Consider the following 13,364-nt stretch of genomic DNA (forward strand, 5'->3'; position numbering starts at 1 on the left):
CTCAGCCCAGCAGGGCCAGCAGCGGGGCCAGCGCCGTGGTCGGGGCAGTGGGGCCGGGCAGCGTGTCCGGCAGCAGGGGGGCCACGAGGTAGAGCATCGCGATGGCGATGCCGTTGTTCACCATGTGCAGCAGCACCGCGTACCCGAACGAGCGGCCCATCAGGATGTAGGACACCGTGATCGCCACCGCGAGGGTCAGGTACGGAATGGTCTCCACGAGCCGGAAGTCGCCGCCGGTGCCGAGGAAGTGCAGGAGGGTGAACGCGAGCACGGAGACCACGGCGCACACCCACACGTTGATCCAGCGGGAGAGCTTGCCGATCAGCAGGTGGCGGAACAGGTACTCCTCCACGAGCGGGGCGGCCACCACGGTCATGAGGATCATGAGCACGGGCGGGGCCTGCGTGGTCATCTCCTCGAGCGCGGCCTGGTTGGCGCTGGTCTGCGCCTCTCCGATGAGGCTCAGCACGATCACGTTCACGACGATGCATGCCAGCCACGTGGCGGGCAGCAGCAACAGCTTCCACCACGTGCCCGTGCGGAACACCCGCAGCGACGTCACGAGGGGTCGCCAGGCCACGGCCAGCACGAGCACCACGAGGATCGCGTAGCTGACGATGTTCACCGTGAACCCGTCGCGGACCAGGTCGAACGCCTCGAGGTCACCGGGGACCAGGCCGAGCGACACCGCCAGCCACAGCCCCAGCCCGAGCACCATGAGCGCCACGTACACGAGCACCACGACGGCGTCGCCCCAGTGGAACCGACCCGGGGTCCAGTCCGGCGCGGTGCGGGCCGCAGGCCGGCGGCCGGGCCAGCCGGCGGGGACGCCACCGGGGGCGCCGGGGTGCCCGTGCAGGCTCGGGGCGACGGCGGCGCGGCGGGCGGACGGCCGGCCCGACGGCGGCCAGCCGGCGGGCGGACCGGCCGGCGGGCCGGAGGGAGGAACGCTCATGGCGGCCACGCTACCAACGGGGGCGGACGCGCCAGGCCGCGGGCGCCGTCGTCGGGAGCGGCTCCGTGGCCCACGCCACGCCCGCGCGCCCGCGACACGCGCGCGGTGGCGGCGGGCCGAACGCCTCGTCTACGGTGCTCCCCATGGCCTTGTTCTCCCAGCCGGTGTTCATCAACCTCCCGACGACGGACACCGAGCGGATCCGTGAGTTCTGGACGACCCTGGGCGCCACCGCGATGGACGACTACTCGGACGAGCACTCGGTGTGCATCGAGCTCACCGAGTCGACGTACGCGATGTACCTCAGCCCCGGCTACTACACCGACTTCATCGGCAACCGTGAGATCGCCGACTGCCTCACCACCAACTCCGCCCTCATGGCGCTGACCGTCGGCGACGCCGCGGCGGTGGACGCCCTGGCGGACCGGGCGATCGAGCTCGGCGCCGCCGAGGTGCCCCTGCCCGAGGACCTGCGCGAGGAGATGGCCGACTCCGGCATGCACTCCCGCGAGATCGTCGACCCGGACGGGCACCAGTGGGAGTTCGTCACCGCCTGAGCCCGCCGGCTCAGGTGCCGAGCCGCCCGGTGAGGCGCGCGTGCATCTCCGCGGAGGCCTCGTTCAGCCCCGTCACCTCGGCGTGGATCCCGTGCTGGGCGTACTTGGTCAGCACCGAGTCGAGCGCGGCCACAGTGGAGGCGTCCCACACGTGCGCGGCACCCATGTCGATCACGACGCACGGCGGATCGAGGGCGTACTCGAACTGCGAGTAGAGGTCGTTCGAGGACGCGAAGAACAGGGCGCCGTGCACGCGATACGTGACGGCGTCGCCGTCGTCGTGGACCTCGCGGGCCACCGTGACCAGACGCGAGACGCGCTGGGCGAAGAGCACCAGCGCAGTGAGCACACCCACACCCACGCCGATCGCGAGGTTGTGAGTGAGCACCGTGGCCGCCACGGTCACGACCATGACGGCGGTCTCCGAGCGCGGCATCGCGCGCAGGGTGGCGGGGCGCACCGAATGCCAATCGAAGGTGGCGGCGGCCACGAACATCATCACGCCCACGAGCGCGGCCATGGGGATCTGCGCCACGAACTCGCCGAGGGCCACCACGAGGACCAACAGGAACACGCCCGCGAGGAACGTGGAGATCCGGGTGCGGGCGCCGTTCGCCTTGACGTTCATCATGGTCTGCCCCACCACTGCACAGCCGCCCATCCCGCCGAACAGCCCGGAGACCACGTTCGCGACCCCCTGCCCCCAGGACTCGCGCGTCTTGTCCGAGCGGGTGTCCGTGATGTCGTCCACCAGCTTCGCGGTGAGCAGGGACTCGAGCAGCCCCACGAACGCCATGCCGATGCTGAACGGCAGGATCAGCCACAGCGTCTCCCACGTCAGCGGGACGTCCGGCAGGCCGAGCGCGGGCAACGCGTCCGGCAGCGCGCCCCGGTCCCCCACGCGCGGCACGGCCAGGCCGGCGGCCATCACCAGGGCGGTGACCACGACGACGGCCACGAGCGTCGCAGGCACCGCCGTGGTGAGCCGCGGCAACAGCACCACGATCGCCAGGGCCAACGCCGTGAGCGGGTACACGAGCCACGGGACGCCGATCAGCTCGGGCAGCTGCGAGGTGAACACGAGGATGGCCAACGCGTTGACGAACCCCACCATCACCGAGCGCGGGACGAACCGCATGAGCCGGGCCACACCGAACACGCCGAGCAGGATCTGGATGACGCCGCCGAGGATGATCGCGGCAAGCAGGTGCCCCACCCCGTACGCGTGGGACAGCGGTGCGACGACGAGCGCCACCGCCCCCGTGGCCGCGGAGATCATGGCGGGCCGGCCGCCCACGATCGCCGTGGTCACCGCCATGGTGAAGGACGCGAACAGCCCGACGCGCGGATCCACGCCCGCGATGATCGAGAACGCGATGGCCTCCGGGATCAGCGCGAGCGCCACCACGACGGCGGCCAGCACCTCCGTGCCCAGCAGCCGAGGGCTGCGCAGGGTGCGCAGGACGGACTGCCGCTGGAGCGGCGTGAGGGCAGGCGGGGGCGCGGCGGGTAAGGCGGGCATGCTCCCGAGGGTAGCGGTGCGCGGGCGGGGTGCCCGCCGGTGAGCGGGCCCGCCCGCCACCCCTCACGCCGTCCGCATCACCCGCACGGGGTCGCGGAACGCGGCGAACGCCGCCGGGGCGAGGCTGGCCAGCAGCGCGGTGAGGGCGGCCAGCACGGCCACCGCCGCCACGAAGTCCACCCCCAGCGTCCCGCCCTGGCCGGCGACGACGGCGTACCCGGCTCCGGAGCCCAGCACGGCGCCCAGCAGCGCAGGCACGGCGGTGCGCACGGCCACGAGCAGGATCAGGTCTCCGCGGCCGATGCCGAGGGTGCGGCGGCGGCCGAGGTCGCGGCGGCGGATGAGGACGTCGGCGAGCACCACGATGGACACGAAGAACGCGCCGGCTCCGAGGATCAGCAGCAGCAGGGAGCGTCCGAGCCCGGCGAGCTCGCCGGTGATCACCTGGTTGCCGGCGGAGAGGGCACGGGCGGTCTGGATGGAGGAGGCGCGCGGGTCGGGGTCGATCACGGCGAGCGCGGCCTCCTGCATGGCGCGGGTGCCGGCGGTGTCGGCGGCGAGGACGCGGACCTGCTGCATCACGAGGGCGTCCGGGGCGGCGGGGACGGTGAGGGCGTAGCCGTCGAGGTCCTGGAAGGGGTCCTGGGCCTGGAACGCCCCGACGACGGCCCACTGGCCGCCGTCCGTGGCCTCGATCGCTCCGGAGGGCTGGGCGAGGCCGAGCTCGGCGAGCTTGGCCTCGGGGACCACCACCTCGCCGGGGGCGGGCAGGCGGCCGCGGGTCAGCACGATGCCACGGTCCAGGGTGCCGACCACGTTCGTCACGGCCACGCGGGCGCCGCCCCGGCCGATCCCGGTGTTCACGGCGTCCATGGGCGAGTCCCGGGCGAGGGCGGCCTCGGCGGTGTCGAGTCCGGCGAGGGTGGCCGCGGTGGCGCCGGTGAGGAAACCGGTGCCGCCGGTGTCGGTGACGGTGAGCACGCGGGCGCCGGGGCCGGAGAGCTCTGCGGCGACGGCCGCCTCGGTGGCGGCCTGCCTGCCCACGGTGGCCACGGCGGCGAAGCACATGGCGGCCACCACGAGCAGCACGAGGGCGGAGGGCACGGGAGAGGTGCGTGCGGCGGTGACGGCTTCACGCAGCAGGGTGCGCAGGTTCATGGGCGGTCCTCCCGGTTCACAGCCGCACCACCTCGTCGGCGCGGGCGACGACGGCGGGGTCGTGGGTGGCGACCACCACGGTGCGCCCCTCGGCGGCGGCATCGGCGAGGGCGTCCATGACGAGGCCGGCGTTGTCCGGGTCGAGGTTGCCCGTGGGCTCGTCCGCGAGGACGACGACGGGCGCGTTCACGAGGGCGCGGCACACGGCCACCCGCTGCGCCTGCCCGCCGGAGACCTGCCCGGGCCGGTGGTCGGCGCGGTGGGCGAGGCCGAAGCGCTCGAGCAGCGCCCGTGCCCGGTCCTCGAGCGTCTGGCGCTCCAACCCGGCGTAGAGGCCGGGCTCCACCACGGAGTCCAGGATGGGGCGGGACGGGTCCAGCTCCGAGTCCTGGAACACGAATCCCACGGAGGTGGCGCGCAGGCGGGAGCGCTCCCGGTCCGGGCGGGTGGAGGCGTCGACGTCGCCGAGGCGCACCACTCCGGAGGTGGGCGTGAGCATGAGCCCGAGCACGTACAGGAGGGTGGACTTGCCGCGCCCGGAGGGCCCGGTGAGGGCGGTGACGGCGCCCGGCGTGAACGCGTGGGTGAGGCCGTCGAACAGCTCCTCGGCGGCGCGGGTATAGGCGAAGCGCAGGTCCTCGACGGCGAGGGCGGCGGGGACGACGGGGGCGGCGGGCGTGCCCGGGGTGGCGGGCCCCGTCATCGGGTGCCGTTCAGCACGCGCACCTGCTCGCCGGCGTCCACGCCGTCCACGACGGCGAGGCCGTCGGCGGAGCCGAGGACGGTGACGGTGCGGTCCTCCGCGGCGCCGTCCCGGACCACCGTGACCGTCGCGGCGCCGTCTGGCTGGGTGCGCAGGGCGGACACGGGGACCACGGGCCCGGAGACGGGCGGGACCACGCTGACCTGGGAGAGCAGGGAGGTGGTGGCGTCGGCGGGCAGGGTGTCGCAGTCCTCGCCGCAGACCACGCCGCCGTCCGGGGCGGTGAGGGTGATGCGGATCAGGCCCTGCTCGTCGGAGGTGGACTCGCCGGCGACGGCCTTCCATTCGTGTTCGCCGTGGGGCACGGTGACCTGGGTGCCGGCCGGGATGAGGGCGGCCTGCTCCTGGTTGACCTCGAGGGCGAAGTCCGGTTGGTCGCCGGGGCGGGCCACCACGTTCTCGCCGCCGGCGAGGGTGGTGCCGACGGCGGTGGTCTTCGCGTCCACGCTGAGGGGCGCGGGGAGGGCGTCGAGGACCACGAGCTGGCCGAGCTCCACGGTGTCCGCGGCGGGGTAGCCGCGTTCGGTGAGCCAGTCGTCCCAGGCGTCCGCGGTGGCCTCGTCCCACGTGCCGGTGGCCTCCACCTTCGCGCCGGTGGCGGCGAGCATGCGCTGGAACGCGGCGACGTCGTCGCCGGAAGTGCCCTCCCCGAGAGGGCGCCACTGGGGAAGCTCGCCCTGGAGGACGAGCACGGGCTTCTGGGCGACGGCGTACAGCACCTCCCCGGCAGCCACCTCGCCGGACTCTCCGGCCCGGGTGACGACGCCGGTCAGCGCGTTCACCGCCGCCGGCGTCTGCTCGCGCGACACGGAGACGCCGAGGGTGATGACGCGGCCGAGCTCCTGCTCGGCGACGGTGACGAGGGCGCTCGCGGCCGGACGCTGCTCGGCCTGAGCCGGAGGGGTGAGCGTGACCCGGCCGGCCCAGAAGGCGAGCGCGGCGACGGCCACGAGCGCAAGGACGAGGGCGGCCCAGCGGGCGGGGCGATTCATCCGGATGACCCCCAGAAGACATCCTGCGGCGGAAGCTCCGGGCATGTCTGCGCGACCTCGGCCTGGCGTTCTGCCGACACGCCCCTCATGCTGTCCGCGAAGGGCCACCACTGGTGGCGGCCTGGAGTGTAGAACGCGGAGACGAATGCCTCTTTGGAGGGGCGCGCGGAGGTGTCGACCGTGTAGCCGTAGGCCTCGAGACACGGGATGAGGTATTGGTCCCAGTAGTCATAGACGAGGCGGAGCTGCGGATCGGTCCAGTCCTGGGTGTAGCTCGGATCCACCGGGTGCTGTGCGTAGCAGGTCACGTAGGCCGCCTCGAAAGCAGACCTCTGGGACTCAGGTGGGGTGTCGATCTGAATTCCCCCGGTCGGACCGACCGAGTTCGGCCACCCGGCCTCGGCCAGGCATGTGGACACCATGCGGTCCGACTCGAGGGACGTGGCGTACCACCCGGAGCGCTCCACCTGAGGCGGCGCGGGCATTCCCGCCCCCTGAGCGTGCCGCGCGACTTGCTCACGGTAGGCGCGCTCCTTCTCCGCCTCCGTCGTCAGGAGGGGTTCGATCCTCTCGGTGGGAACCCACTGCGAGGCGTCCCAGGTCTTCTCGGCCGTCGCGGTGGGGGGAGCGGCGACCGTGGATGAACCGCCGAGGCCCGCAGACTCCCGACCGACGCAGCCGGTGAGGGTCAGGGCGACGGCCGCCACCAGGGCGGCCGTCGCAGGAATGCGTAATGAAGTCATCGGTGCCGGCGAGTCAGTACGGGTAGTAGCAGTAGCCGTAGGTGCCCGACAGGAGGAGTCCTGCGCTGCAGTCCTGCCGACCGGAGTCCGTCAGCGCCTGCGCTGGCACCGCACCGGAGACGGCCAACGGTCCAGCGACGGCCACGCCGGCACCGACCTTAGAAATCCGCTGCTTCATACCCATGTCGCTCCTCTTTATGGTTCACGCTCAGTCGTGATCTACATCACACTCTATGAAGGTGCTCGCCCTGTGTCCAGAGAATTCTCGGTCGGTCCACAGACGTGCCCCACCAGGGAGTCAAGAGGGTCCTGCGCGTGACGGATGCGCAATCTCAGGGGACGAATGAGCGCGGCCACACCGGCAGGGGTGGCCCGACGATCGGGTTTCGATACTCCCGTCACCGCCGCGCGCCCTAGCCCCGTACACCTCCGGCTCCGGAGAGGTGCGGGCTCGTGAAACTCACCGGCACCTGGATCGAGAAGGTCATCGGGTGGTCCCGTGTCGCAGCGACGCCAGCGGCCAGTGGCTGGGCGCCGGCGCCATCCAGCCCCGGCCTCAGCGGGCGTCCTCGCGCGCGGCGGGCGCGCCGTCGTCGTCCTGCTCCTCCGCCTGTTCCCCGCCCTGGAACTGGCTCCTGTACAGCCGGAAGTACGCGCCGCGAGCGGCCAGCAGCTGATCGTGCGAGCCCTGCTCCACGATGTCGCCGTCCTCCATCACGAGGATGACGTCCGCGTCCCGGATGGTGGAGAGGCGGTGGGCGATCACGAAGCTCGTGCGGTCCGAGCGCAGCGCCGCCATCGCGCCCTGGACCAGCACCTCGGTGCGGGTGTCCACGGAGGAGGTGGCCTCGTCCAGGATCAGGAGCGAGGGCTGGGCCAGGAACGCACGGGCGATGGTGATGAGCTGCCGCTCGCCCGCGGACACGTTGGCGGCGTCCTGCTCGATCACGGTGTCGTAGCCGTCGGGCAGGGTGTGCACGAAACGGTCCACGTAGGTGGCCTTCGCCGCCGCGACGACCTCCTCGTCCGTGGCGTCGAGTCGGCCGTAGCGGATGTTCTCCCGGATGGTCCCGCCGAAGAGCACGGCGTCCTGGAGCACCATGCCGGTGGCGGCGCGCAGCTCGCCGCGGCTGACCGTGCGGGTGTCCACGCCGTCCAGCAGGATCCGCCCGCCGTCCACCTCGTAGAACCGCATGATCAGGTTGACCAGGGTGGTCTTGCCGGCACCGGTCGGCCCGACGATCGCGACCGTCTGCCCCGGCTCCGCCACGAAGTTCAGGTCCGTGATGAGCGGCTTCTCCGGCGTGTAGGAGAAGCGCACATGCTCGAACTCCACGCGACCGCGCAGCGGGCGCGGGAGGTGGGCGACGCCGTCGGGCCCGGGGATGGCGGAGGGCGCCGTTTCCCGAACGAAAGCGCTCTCGGAGGGCGCCGTTTCCCAAACGAAAGTGCCGTCGGGGGTGCGGGCGGGGGTGCCGTCGGGGGTCTCCTCCGGCTCGTCGAGGAGCTCGAAGATGCGCTCGGCCGACGCCACGCCGGAGATCAGCATGTTGGACATGCCGGCGATCTGCCCAAGCGGCTGGTTGAACTCGCGCGAGTACTGGATGAACGCGGTCACGGCGCCGAGGGTCATCTGCCCGTTGGCCACGCGCAGGCCGCCGACCACCGCGATGCCCACGTAGCCCAGCCAGTTCACCCACTGCATGATCGGCATGATCATCCCCGAGTAGAACTGCGCCGTGAACGCGGCCTCGTACAGCTCCTCGTTGCGCTCGTCGAAGCGCGCGGCCATGTCCCGCTGACGGCCGAACACGGTCACCAGCTCGTGCCCCGTGAACGACTCCTCGATGTGCCCGTTGAGCCGGCCCGTCTCCCGCCACTGCGCGGAGAAGAGCGCCTGGGACTTCTTGCCGATCACGCCCACCACCACACCGGCCACCGGCAGGGCGACCAGGGCGATGAGCGCGAGCTGCCAGGACAGCCAGAACATCATGCCGACGATGCCGATCACGGTCAGCACCGAGTACACGAGCGAGGCGAACGCCTGCTGGAGGGCCTGCTGGACGTTGTCCACGTCGTTGGTGGCGCGGGAGAGCAGGTCGCCGCGCTGCCCGCGGTCGAAGTAACTCAGCGGCAGCCGGTTGATCTTGGCCTCGATCTCCTCGCGCAGGCGGAAGACGATGCGCATGACGATGTCATTGAGCACGCGGCCCTGCAGCCACATGAAGGTCTGCGCCACCAGGTACATGCCCAGGACGATGAGGATCAGCCGGCCCAGCTCGGTGAAGTCGATCCCCTCGCCCGGCGTGAACGCCATGCCGGAGAGCATCTCTGCGGCCTGGTCCTCGCCCTGGGCGCGCAGCCCGTCGATGACCTGCTCGCGGCTCAGCCCGCCGGGCATCTGCGCGGAGACCACGCCGCCGAAGATCACGTCCATCGCCCGGCCCAGGACGTGCGGGGCCCACACGTTGAGCACGACGGCGACCAGCACCATCAGCGCGACCACCACCAGGCCCAGCTTCTCCGTGCGGAACAGGCTCATGAGCCGCTTCGCGGACGGCCAGAACGCCTTGGCCTTGCGGGCCGGCCCGCCGCCCCAGTCGTCGGTGGCGCCCTGCTCCTGGATCTCGAGGATCTCCTCGTCCGTCAGGTGCTCGCTCATGCCACGTCCTCCGCGGTCAGCTGGGAGTCCACGATCTCCCGGTAGGTCTGGTTGTCCGCCAGCAGCTCGGCGTGGGTGCCGCGGCCGACCACGCGGCCCTCGTCCAGCACGATGATCTGGTCGGCGTCGGTGATGGTGGCCACCCGCTGGGCGACGACGATCCGGGTCACCCCGGCCGCCGCGCGGTCGAGCGCCGCCCGCAGCCGCGCGTCGGTGGTGACGTCCAGGGCGGAGAATGAGTCGTCGAACACGAGGACCCGCGGCTCGGCCACGAGGGCACGCGCGATGGACAGGCGCTGGCGCTGGCCGCCCGAGACGTCCGTGCCGCCCTGAGACAGCCGCGAGTCCAGACCGGAAGCCGCCGCCTCTCCCTTGCCGGTGGTGCGGGCGCGCACGAAGTCGGCGGCCTGGGCCGTCTCGAGGGCCGCCCAGATGCGCTCGTCCGAGGCGTCCGGGGCCCCGAACTGCATGTTCTCCCGCACGGTGCCGGAGAACAGGTACGGCTTCTGCGGCACGAGGGCCACGGCCTCGGTCAGCTCGGCCCGGGCCAGGTCGGTCACCGGCACGCCGTCCACGAGCACCTCGCCGGACGTCGCGTCGTACAGCCGCGGCAGCAGACTGATCAGCGTGGACTTGCCGGAGCCGGTCGAGCCGATGATCGCCGTCGTGGTGCCGGGGGCGACGGCGAAGCTCACGTCGTCGAGCACCGGCGCCTCGGCGCCGGGGTACTGGAAGGTGACGTGGCGCAGCTCCACGGCGCCGTCGCGACGCGCGGGGGTCACCGGGCGGACCGGCTCACCGAGCGTGGGGACGGTGTCCAGGACCTCGCCGATGCGGCCCGCGGAGATCACGGCGCGCGGGAGCATCATCATCATGAAGGTGCCCATCATCACCGCCATGAGGATCTGCAGCAGGTACTGCATGAACGCGGTGAGCGCGCCGACCTGCACGAGCCCCGCGTCCACGCGCTCGCCGCCGAACCACAGGACGGCGGCGGTGGCGAGGTGGAGGATCATCGTGATGACCGGGCCGAGCAGCACGAACAGCCGGCCGATCCGCACGGAGGTCTCCGTCAGGGCGGCGTTGGCGTCCGTGAACCGGCGTGTCTCGTGGCGCTCGCGCACGAACGCGCGGACCACGCGGATGCCCTGGATCTGCTCGCGCAGCACGCCGTTGACGTCGTCGATGTTGTCCTGCATCCGCTGGAACAGCGGCATGAGACGGGCGACGATCCACGCCACGATCACCAGCAGCACCGGCACGGAGACCCACACGAGCCAGGACAGGCCCGGGTCCTCGCGGATGGCCATGATGATGCCGCCGACCGCCATGATCGGCACGGCCACCATGAAGTTCAGGGCCATGAGGGTGAGCATCTGGACCTGGTTGACGTCGTTGGTGCCGCGCGTGATGAGGGTCGCGGCGCCGAAGCGGCCGAGCTCCTCCGCGGAGAACGCGTCCACGCGGGTGTAGACGGCGCGGCGCAGGTCCCGGCCGACGCCCATCGAGGCCTTCGCCCCGAACCACACGGCGGCGATCGCGGCGACCACCTGCACCAGCGCGACGCCGAGCATCACGAGGCCGATGTCCCAGATGCGGGCGGTGTCGCCGCGGGCTACGCCCTCGTCGATGATGCGGGCATTGAGGCTGGGCAGGTACAGCATGGCCAGCGTGCTGATCAGCTGCAGCACGACGACGGCCGCGACGGCGCCGCGATAGCGCCGGCCGTGACGGCGGAGCAGGGTCCAGAGCATGGGGCTCCCAGGGAGTCGGGATGGGCGCGCGGCCGCGTGGGCTGCAGTGAGGTGGGCCGAAGGGGGCCGGGCTCATTGTGCCCCAGCCGCGGGAGGGCGCGGGCAGCAGCCGTCGTCGAGGGGACGCGGGCGCACCCCGGACAGCCGGCTGCCGAACCACCCGCTGGCGGACCCGTACGAGGACTGAGCGACGCCAGACGGGGGGCGTGAGCCAGACGTTTCCGCGGCTGAGGGTCCCTCAGAACAGCACGAACATCTGGCTCACGCCCCCGGAACGCCTGGCTCAGCGCCCGAAGAGCCTCGCGAAGAACCTTGCGGCCCCGGCACGGCCCGCGCGGGCTGCGTCGCGCTCGGCATCAGGGTGACGGCCATCGCACCACTGCGCCGCGGGGACGACGGCCTTGAGGGACTCGACGTGCCGGCCGCATCCGGCCCAGGTGGCCCTGCGGCAGACGGGTCAGCGCGCCGGACGGCACATGAGGGATCCTTTCGGCGAGGGGGCTTCGGGGTGGCCGGTCAGGCCAGGGTCATGAAGAGCTTCTCGAGCTCGGCGACGGTGAGCTTCTCCTCGTCCTCCGCCTTCTCGGGGTCGGCGAGGCAATACTGCATGGCGGATGAGACGACCGCGAAGCCGGCGCGATCCAGCGCGGTGGAGACGGCGGAGAGCTGCGTGACCACGTCCTTGCAGCGACCCTCGCCCTCGACCTCGCGGATGACGGCGTCCAGCTGGCCGCGGGCCCGCTTGAGGCGGTTGAGGATCTTGCGCTGGGTCTCGGCGTCGGCGGTGCGCACGGCGACCTCCTTTGTCACGGTGGCGGGGAGGGGAATCATATCCCCAGGGGTATCCGGCGACGTCGCCGGATGTCACACGAGGAGACCGATGAGCTCCCGGACGAGGATCACCAGGCCCATGGCCAGCACGAACCAGCCGAAGCCCTTCTTCAGCGCCTTCTCCGGGACCCGCTTCATGAGCGGAACGCCGATCAGCGCACCGACCACGGCCACACCGGTGACCCACAGCAGCAGGTCCCACGGCAGCGTCACGCTGGTCAGGTAGCCGCCGAGGCCCGCGAAGGACTTCATGGCGATCACCAGCAGGGACGTGCCCACCGCAGCGGACATCGGCAGGCCGCCGAGCAGGACCAGCGCAGGGACCACGAGGAACCCGCCGCCGGCGCCGACGATGCCCGTGACGAAGCCGACGACGACGCCCTCCAGCAGGATCTTCCCGAGCGGGTGGCGGCGGGGCTCGACGTCAGCCGAGGCCTCCACTGAGGGGGCGGCCGCCGGCTGCGTCTTCTTGGGCCGGATCATGGCCCACGCCGTGAAGAGCATCATCACCGCGAAGGCGATCAGCAGCAGGGTCCCCGGCAGGAAGCCGCCGACGACGCCGCCCAGGAGGGCACCCACCATCGAGGCCGCGCCGAAGATCAGGCCGGTGCGCCACCGGACGGTGCCGTGCCGCGAGTGCAGCAGCACTGAGACCAGCGAGGTCACACCCACCACGAACAGGGAGCCCGCGATGGCCTGCTTCGGCTCGAGGCCGGCCACGTACGTCAGCAGGGGCACCATCAGGATCGACCCGCCGCCACCCATGAGGCCGAGCAGCAGGCCGACCACGAGGGCCAGGGCGAGGACGATCCACATCACGGGTCAGCTCCGCTTCCCCGCGCCGGTGGGGATGCGGCCGATCACGTCGCCCGCGGAGCGCTCCTGCGCGGGGCGGTTCCACGGCATCTTGGCCAGCACGGACGCCATGGCGCACGTGTTGGACACGGCGGAGAAGGACAGGCCCGCGCCGATCGCGGCGGGGATGAGGCCGAACCGCTTCGAGCCGACCTGGGAGGCCACGGCCCCGACCAGCGCGATGGACCCGGCGGTCATGCGGACCTGACGGTCCATGGACCAGCGGTTGCCGCTGCGGACGACCTCGCCGCCGGCCTCGGCGTAGGCGGAGATGCCGCCCTGCAGGACGCGCGCGGAGGTGAAGCCGGCCTGGGCCAGACGGTCCTGGGCGGTGCCGGCCCGGCTGCCGGACTGGCAGACGAGCACCGCGGTGCCGTCCAGGCGGGCGGCGACCTCGTCCGCGTGCTCCTGGAGCAGGTCCAGCGGCACGTTGTAGGAGCCGGCGATGTGCTCGGTCTCGAACTCGCCGGGGGTGCGCACGTCCAGCACGACGGCGTCGGGGCGGGCGGCCAGCTCGGCCTTCAGGTCGCGCGGGGCGACGGGGGACAGGGTGACGCTCATGGGAGGGGCTC

General features: G+C 72.2%; 13 protein-coding genes. 1 reads left to right on the forward strand and 12 read right to left on the reverse strand.

The features are described 5' to 3' along the window. Position 1: 1 nt before the first annotated feature. A complete protein-coding gene (locus tag G6R13_RS10680; protein ID WP_061866773.1) occupies positions 2-955 on the reverse strand; it encodes a CPBP family intramembrane glutamic endopeptidase in 954 nt (317 codons plus the stop codon). A gap of 143 nt (positions 956-1,098) precedes the next feature. On the opposite strand from G6R13_RS10680, the gene G6R13_RS10685 reads away from it, so the two are divergent. Then, positions 1,099-1,512, forward strand: coding sequence for a VOC family protein (locus G6R13_RS10685; RefSeq protein ID WP_020621736.1), 414 nt, complete (start codon positions 1,099-1,101; stop codon positions 1,510-1,512). A 10-nt stretch (positions 1,513-1,522) separates the two neighbouring features. On the opposite strand, the gene G6R13_RS10690 is transcribed toward G6R13_RS10685, so the two are convergent. The 11 genes from G6R13_RS10690 to G6R13_RS10735 form a co-directional block, all read right to left on the reverse strand. Continuing rightward, on the reverse strand, positions 1,523-3,034 hold the full coding sequence (locus G6R13_RS10690; protein ID WP_061866772.1) for a SulP family inorganic anion transporter: 1,512 nt from the start codon (positions 3,032-3,034) through the stop codon (positions 1,523-1,525). A gap of 63 nt (positions 3,035-3,097) precedes the next feature. Beyond that, positions 3,098-4,192 (reverse strand): hypothetical protein, encoded by a 1,095-nt coding sequence (locus G6R13_RS10695; RefSeq protein ID WP_049147055.1) that lies wholly within the window; start codon positions 4,190-4,192, stop codon positions 3,098-3,100. A 16-nt stretch (positions 4,193-4,208) separates the two neighbouring features. Then, positions 4,209-4,895 carry an ABC transporter ATP-binding protein gene (locus tag G6R13_RS10700; RefSeq protein WP_020621739.1) on the reverse strand — a complete coding sequence of 229 codons (687 nt, stop codon included), beginning with the start codon at positions 4,893-4,895 and terminating at the stop codon, positions 4,209-4,211. Next, complete coding sequence (locus G6R13_RS10705) at positions 4,892-5,947, reverse strand: hypothetical protein (RefSeq protein ID WP_020621740.1); 1,056 nt, start codon at positions 5,945-5,947, stop codon at positions 4,892-4,894. The genes G6R13_RS10700 and G6R13_RS10705 overlap by 4 nt, the downstream gene beginning before the upstream one ends. After that, complete coding sequence (locus tag G6R13_RS10710; protein WP_020621741.1) at positions 5,944-6,654, reverse strand: hypothetical protein; 711 nt, start codon at positions 6,652-6,654, stop codon at positions 5,944-5,946. The genes G6R13_RS10705 and G6R13_RS10710 overlap by 4 nt, the downstream gene beginning before the upstream one ends. A gap of 49 nt (positions 6,655-6,703) precedes the next feature. Next, positions 6,704-6,835, reverse strand: a complete 132-nt coding sequence (locus G6R13_RS12465; RefSeq protein ID WP_260840632.1) for a hypothetical protein — start codon at positions 6,833-6,835, stop codon at positions 6,704-6,706. A 411-nt stretch (positions 6,836-7,246) separates the two neighbouring features. Next, a complete protein-coding gene (locus G6R13_RS10715; RefSeq protein ID WP_049147053.1) occupies positions 7,247-9,352 on the reverse strand; it encodes an ABC transporter ATP-binding protein in 2,106 nt (701 codons plus the stop codon). Further along, positions 9,349-11,106: an ABC transporter ATP-binding protein gene (locus G6R13_RS10720; RefSeq protein ID WP_129866969.1), complete on the reverse strand. Its 1,758-nt coding sequence runs from the start codon at positions 11,104-11,106 to the stop codon at positions 9,349-9,351. Before G6R13_RS10720 ends, G6R13_RS10715 begins: the two co-directional genes overlap by 4 nt. A 516-nt stretch (positions 11,107-11,622) precedes the next feature. Further along, positions 11,623-11,898: a metal-sensitive transcriptional regulator gene (locus G6R13_RS10725; RefSeq protein WP_044659303.1), complete on the reverse strand. Its 276-nt coding sequence runs from the start codon at positions 11,896-11,898 to the stop codon at positions 11,623-11,625. Positions 11,899-11,970: 72 nt separating this feature from the next. Then, positions 11,971-12,753: a sulfite exporter TauE/SafE family protein gene (locus G6R13_RS10730; protein WP_080696032.1), complete on the reverse strand. Its 783-nt coding sequence runs from the start codon at positions 12,751-12,753 to the stop codon at positions 11,971-11,973. 6 nt (positions 12,754-12,759) lie between these two features. Continuing rightward, the gene (locus tag G6R13_RS10735) at positions 12,760-13,353 is read right to left on the reverse strand and encodes a rhodanese-like domain-containing protein (protein ID WP_052007121.1); all 594 of its coding nucleotides are present in this window, start codon (positions 13,351-13,353) and stop codon (positions 12,760-12,762) included. Positions 13,354-13,364: the final 11 nt, after the last annotated feature.

It is taken from the genome of Micrococcus sp. Alg238-R198, assembly GCF_900537135.1.
In the GTDB taxonomy this organism is placed as follows: Bacteria; Actinomycetota; Actinomycetes; order Actinomycetales; family Micrococcaceae; genus Micrococcus; species Micrococcus luteus.

What these genes read in the sequence shown, in the direction of transcription:
- G6R13_RS10680 (WP_061866773.1), bottom strand. Translation starts at nt 955, where the DNA reads ATGAGCGTTCCTCCCTCCGGCCCGCCGGCCGGTCCGCCCGCCGGCTGG.
- G6R13_RS10685 (WP_020621736.1), top strand. Translation starts at nt 1,099, where the DNA reads ATGGCCTTGTTCTCCCAGCCGGTGTTCATCAACCTCCCGACGACGGAC.
- G6R13_RS10690 (WP_061866772.1), bottom strand. Translation starts at nt 3,034, where the DNA reads ATGCCCGCCTTACCCGCCGCGCCCCCGCCTGCCCTCACGCCGCTCCAG.
- G6R13_RS10695 (WP_049147055.1), bottom strand. Translation starts at nt 4,192, where the DNA reads ATGAACCTGCGCACCCTGCTGCGTGAAGCCGTCACCGCCGCACGCACC.
- G6R13_RS10700 (WP_020621739.1), bottom strand. Translation starts at nt 4,895, where the DNA reads ATGACGGGGCCCGCCACCCCGGGCACGCCCGCCGCCCCCGTCGTCCCC.
- G6R13_RS10705 (WP_020621740.1), bottom strand. Translation starts at nt 5,947, where the DNA reads ATGAATCGCCCCGCCCGCTGGGCCGCCCTCGTCCTTGCGCTCGTGGCC.
- G6R13_RS10715 (WP_049147053.1), bottom strand. Translation starts at nt 9,352, where the DNA reads ATGAGCGAGCACCTGACGGACGAGGAGATCCTCGAGATCCAGGAGCAG.
- G6R13_RS10720 (WP_129866969.1), bottom strand. Translation starts at nt 11,106, where the DNA reads ATGCTCTGGACCCTGCTCCGCCGTCACGGCCGGCGCTATCGCGGCGCC.
- G6R13_RS10730 (WP_080696032.1), bottom strand. Translation starts at nt 12,753, where the DNA reads ATGTGGATCGTCCTCGCCCTGGCCCTCGTGGTCGGCCTGCTGCTCGGC.
- G6R13_RS10735 (WP_052007121.1), bottom strand. Translation starts at nt 13,353, where the DNA reads ATGAGCGTCACCCTGTCCCCCGTCGCCCCGCGCGACCTGAAGGCCGAG.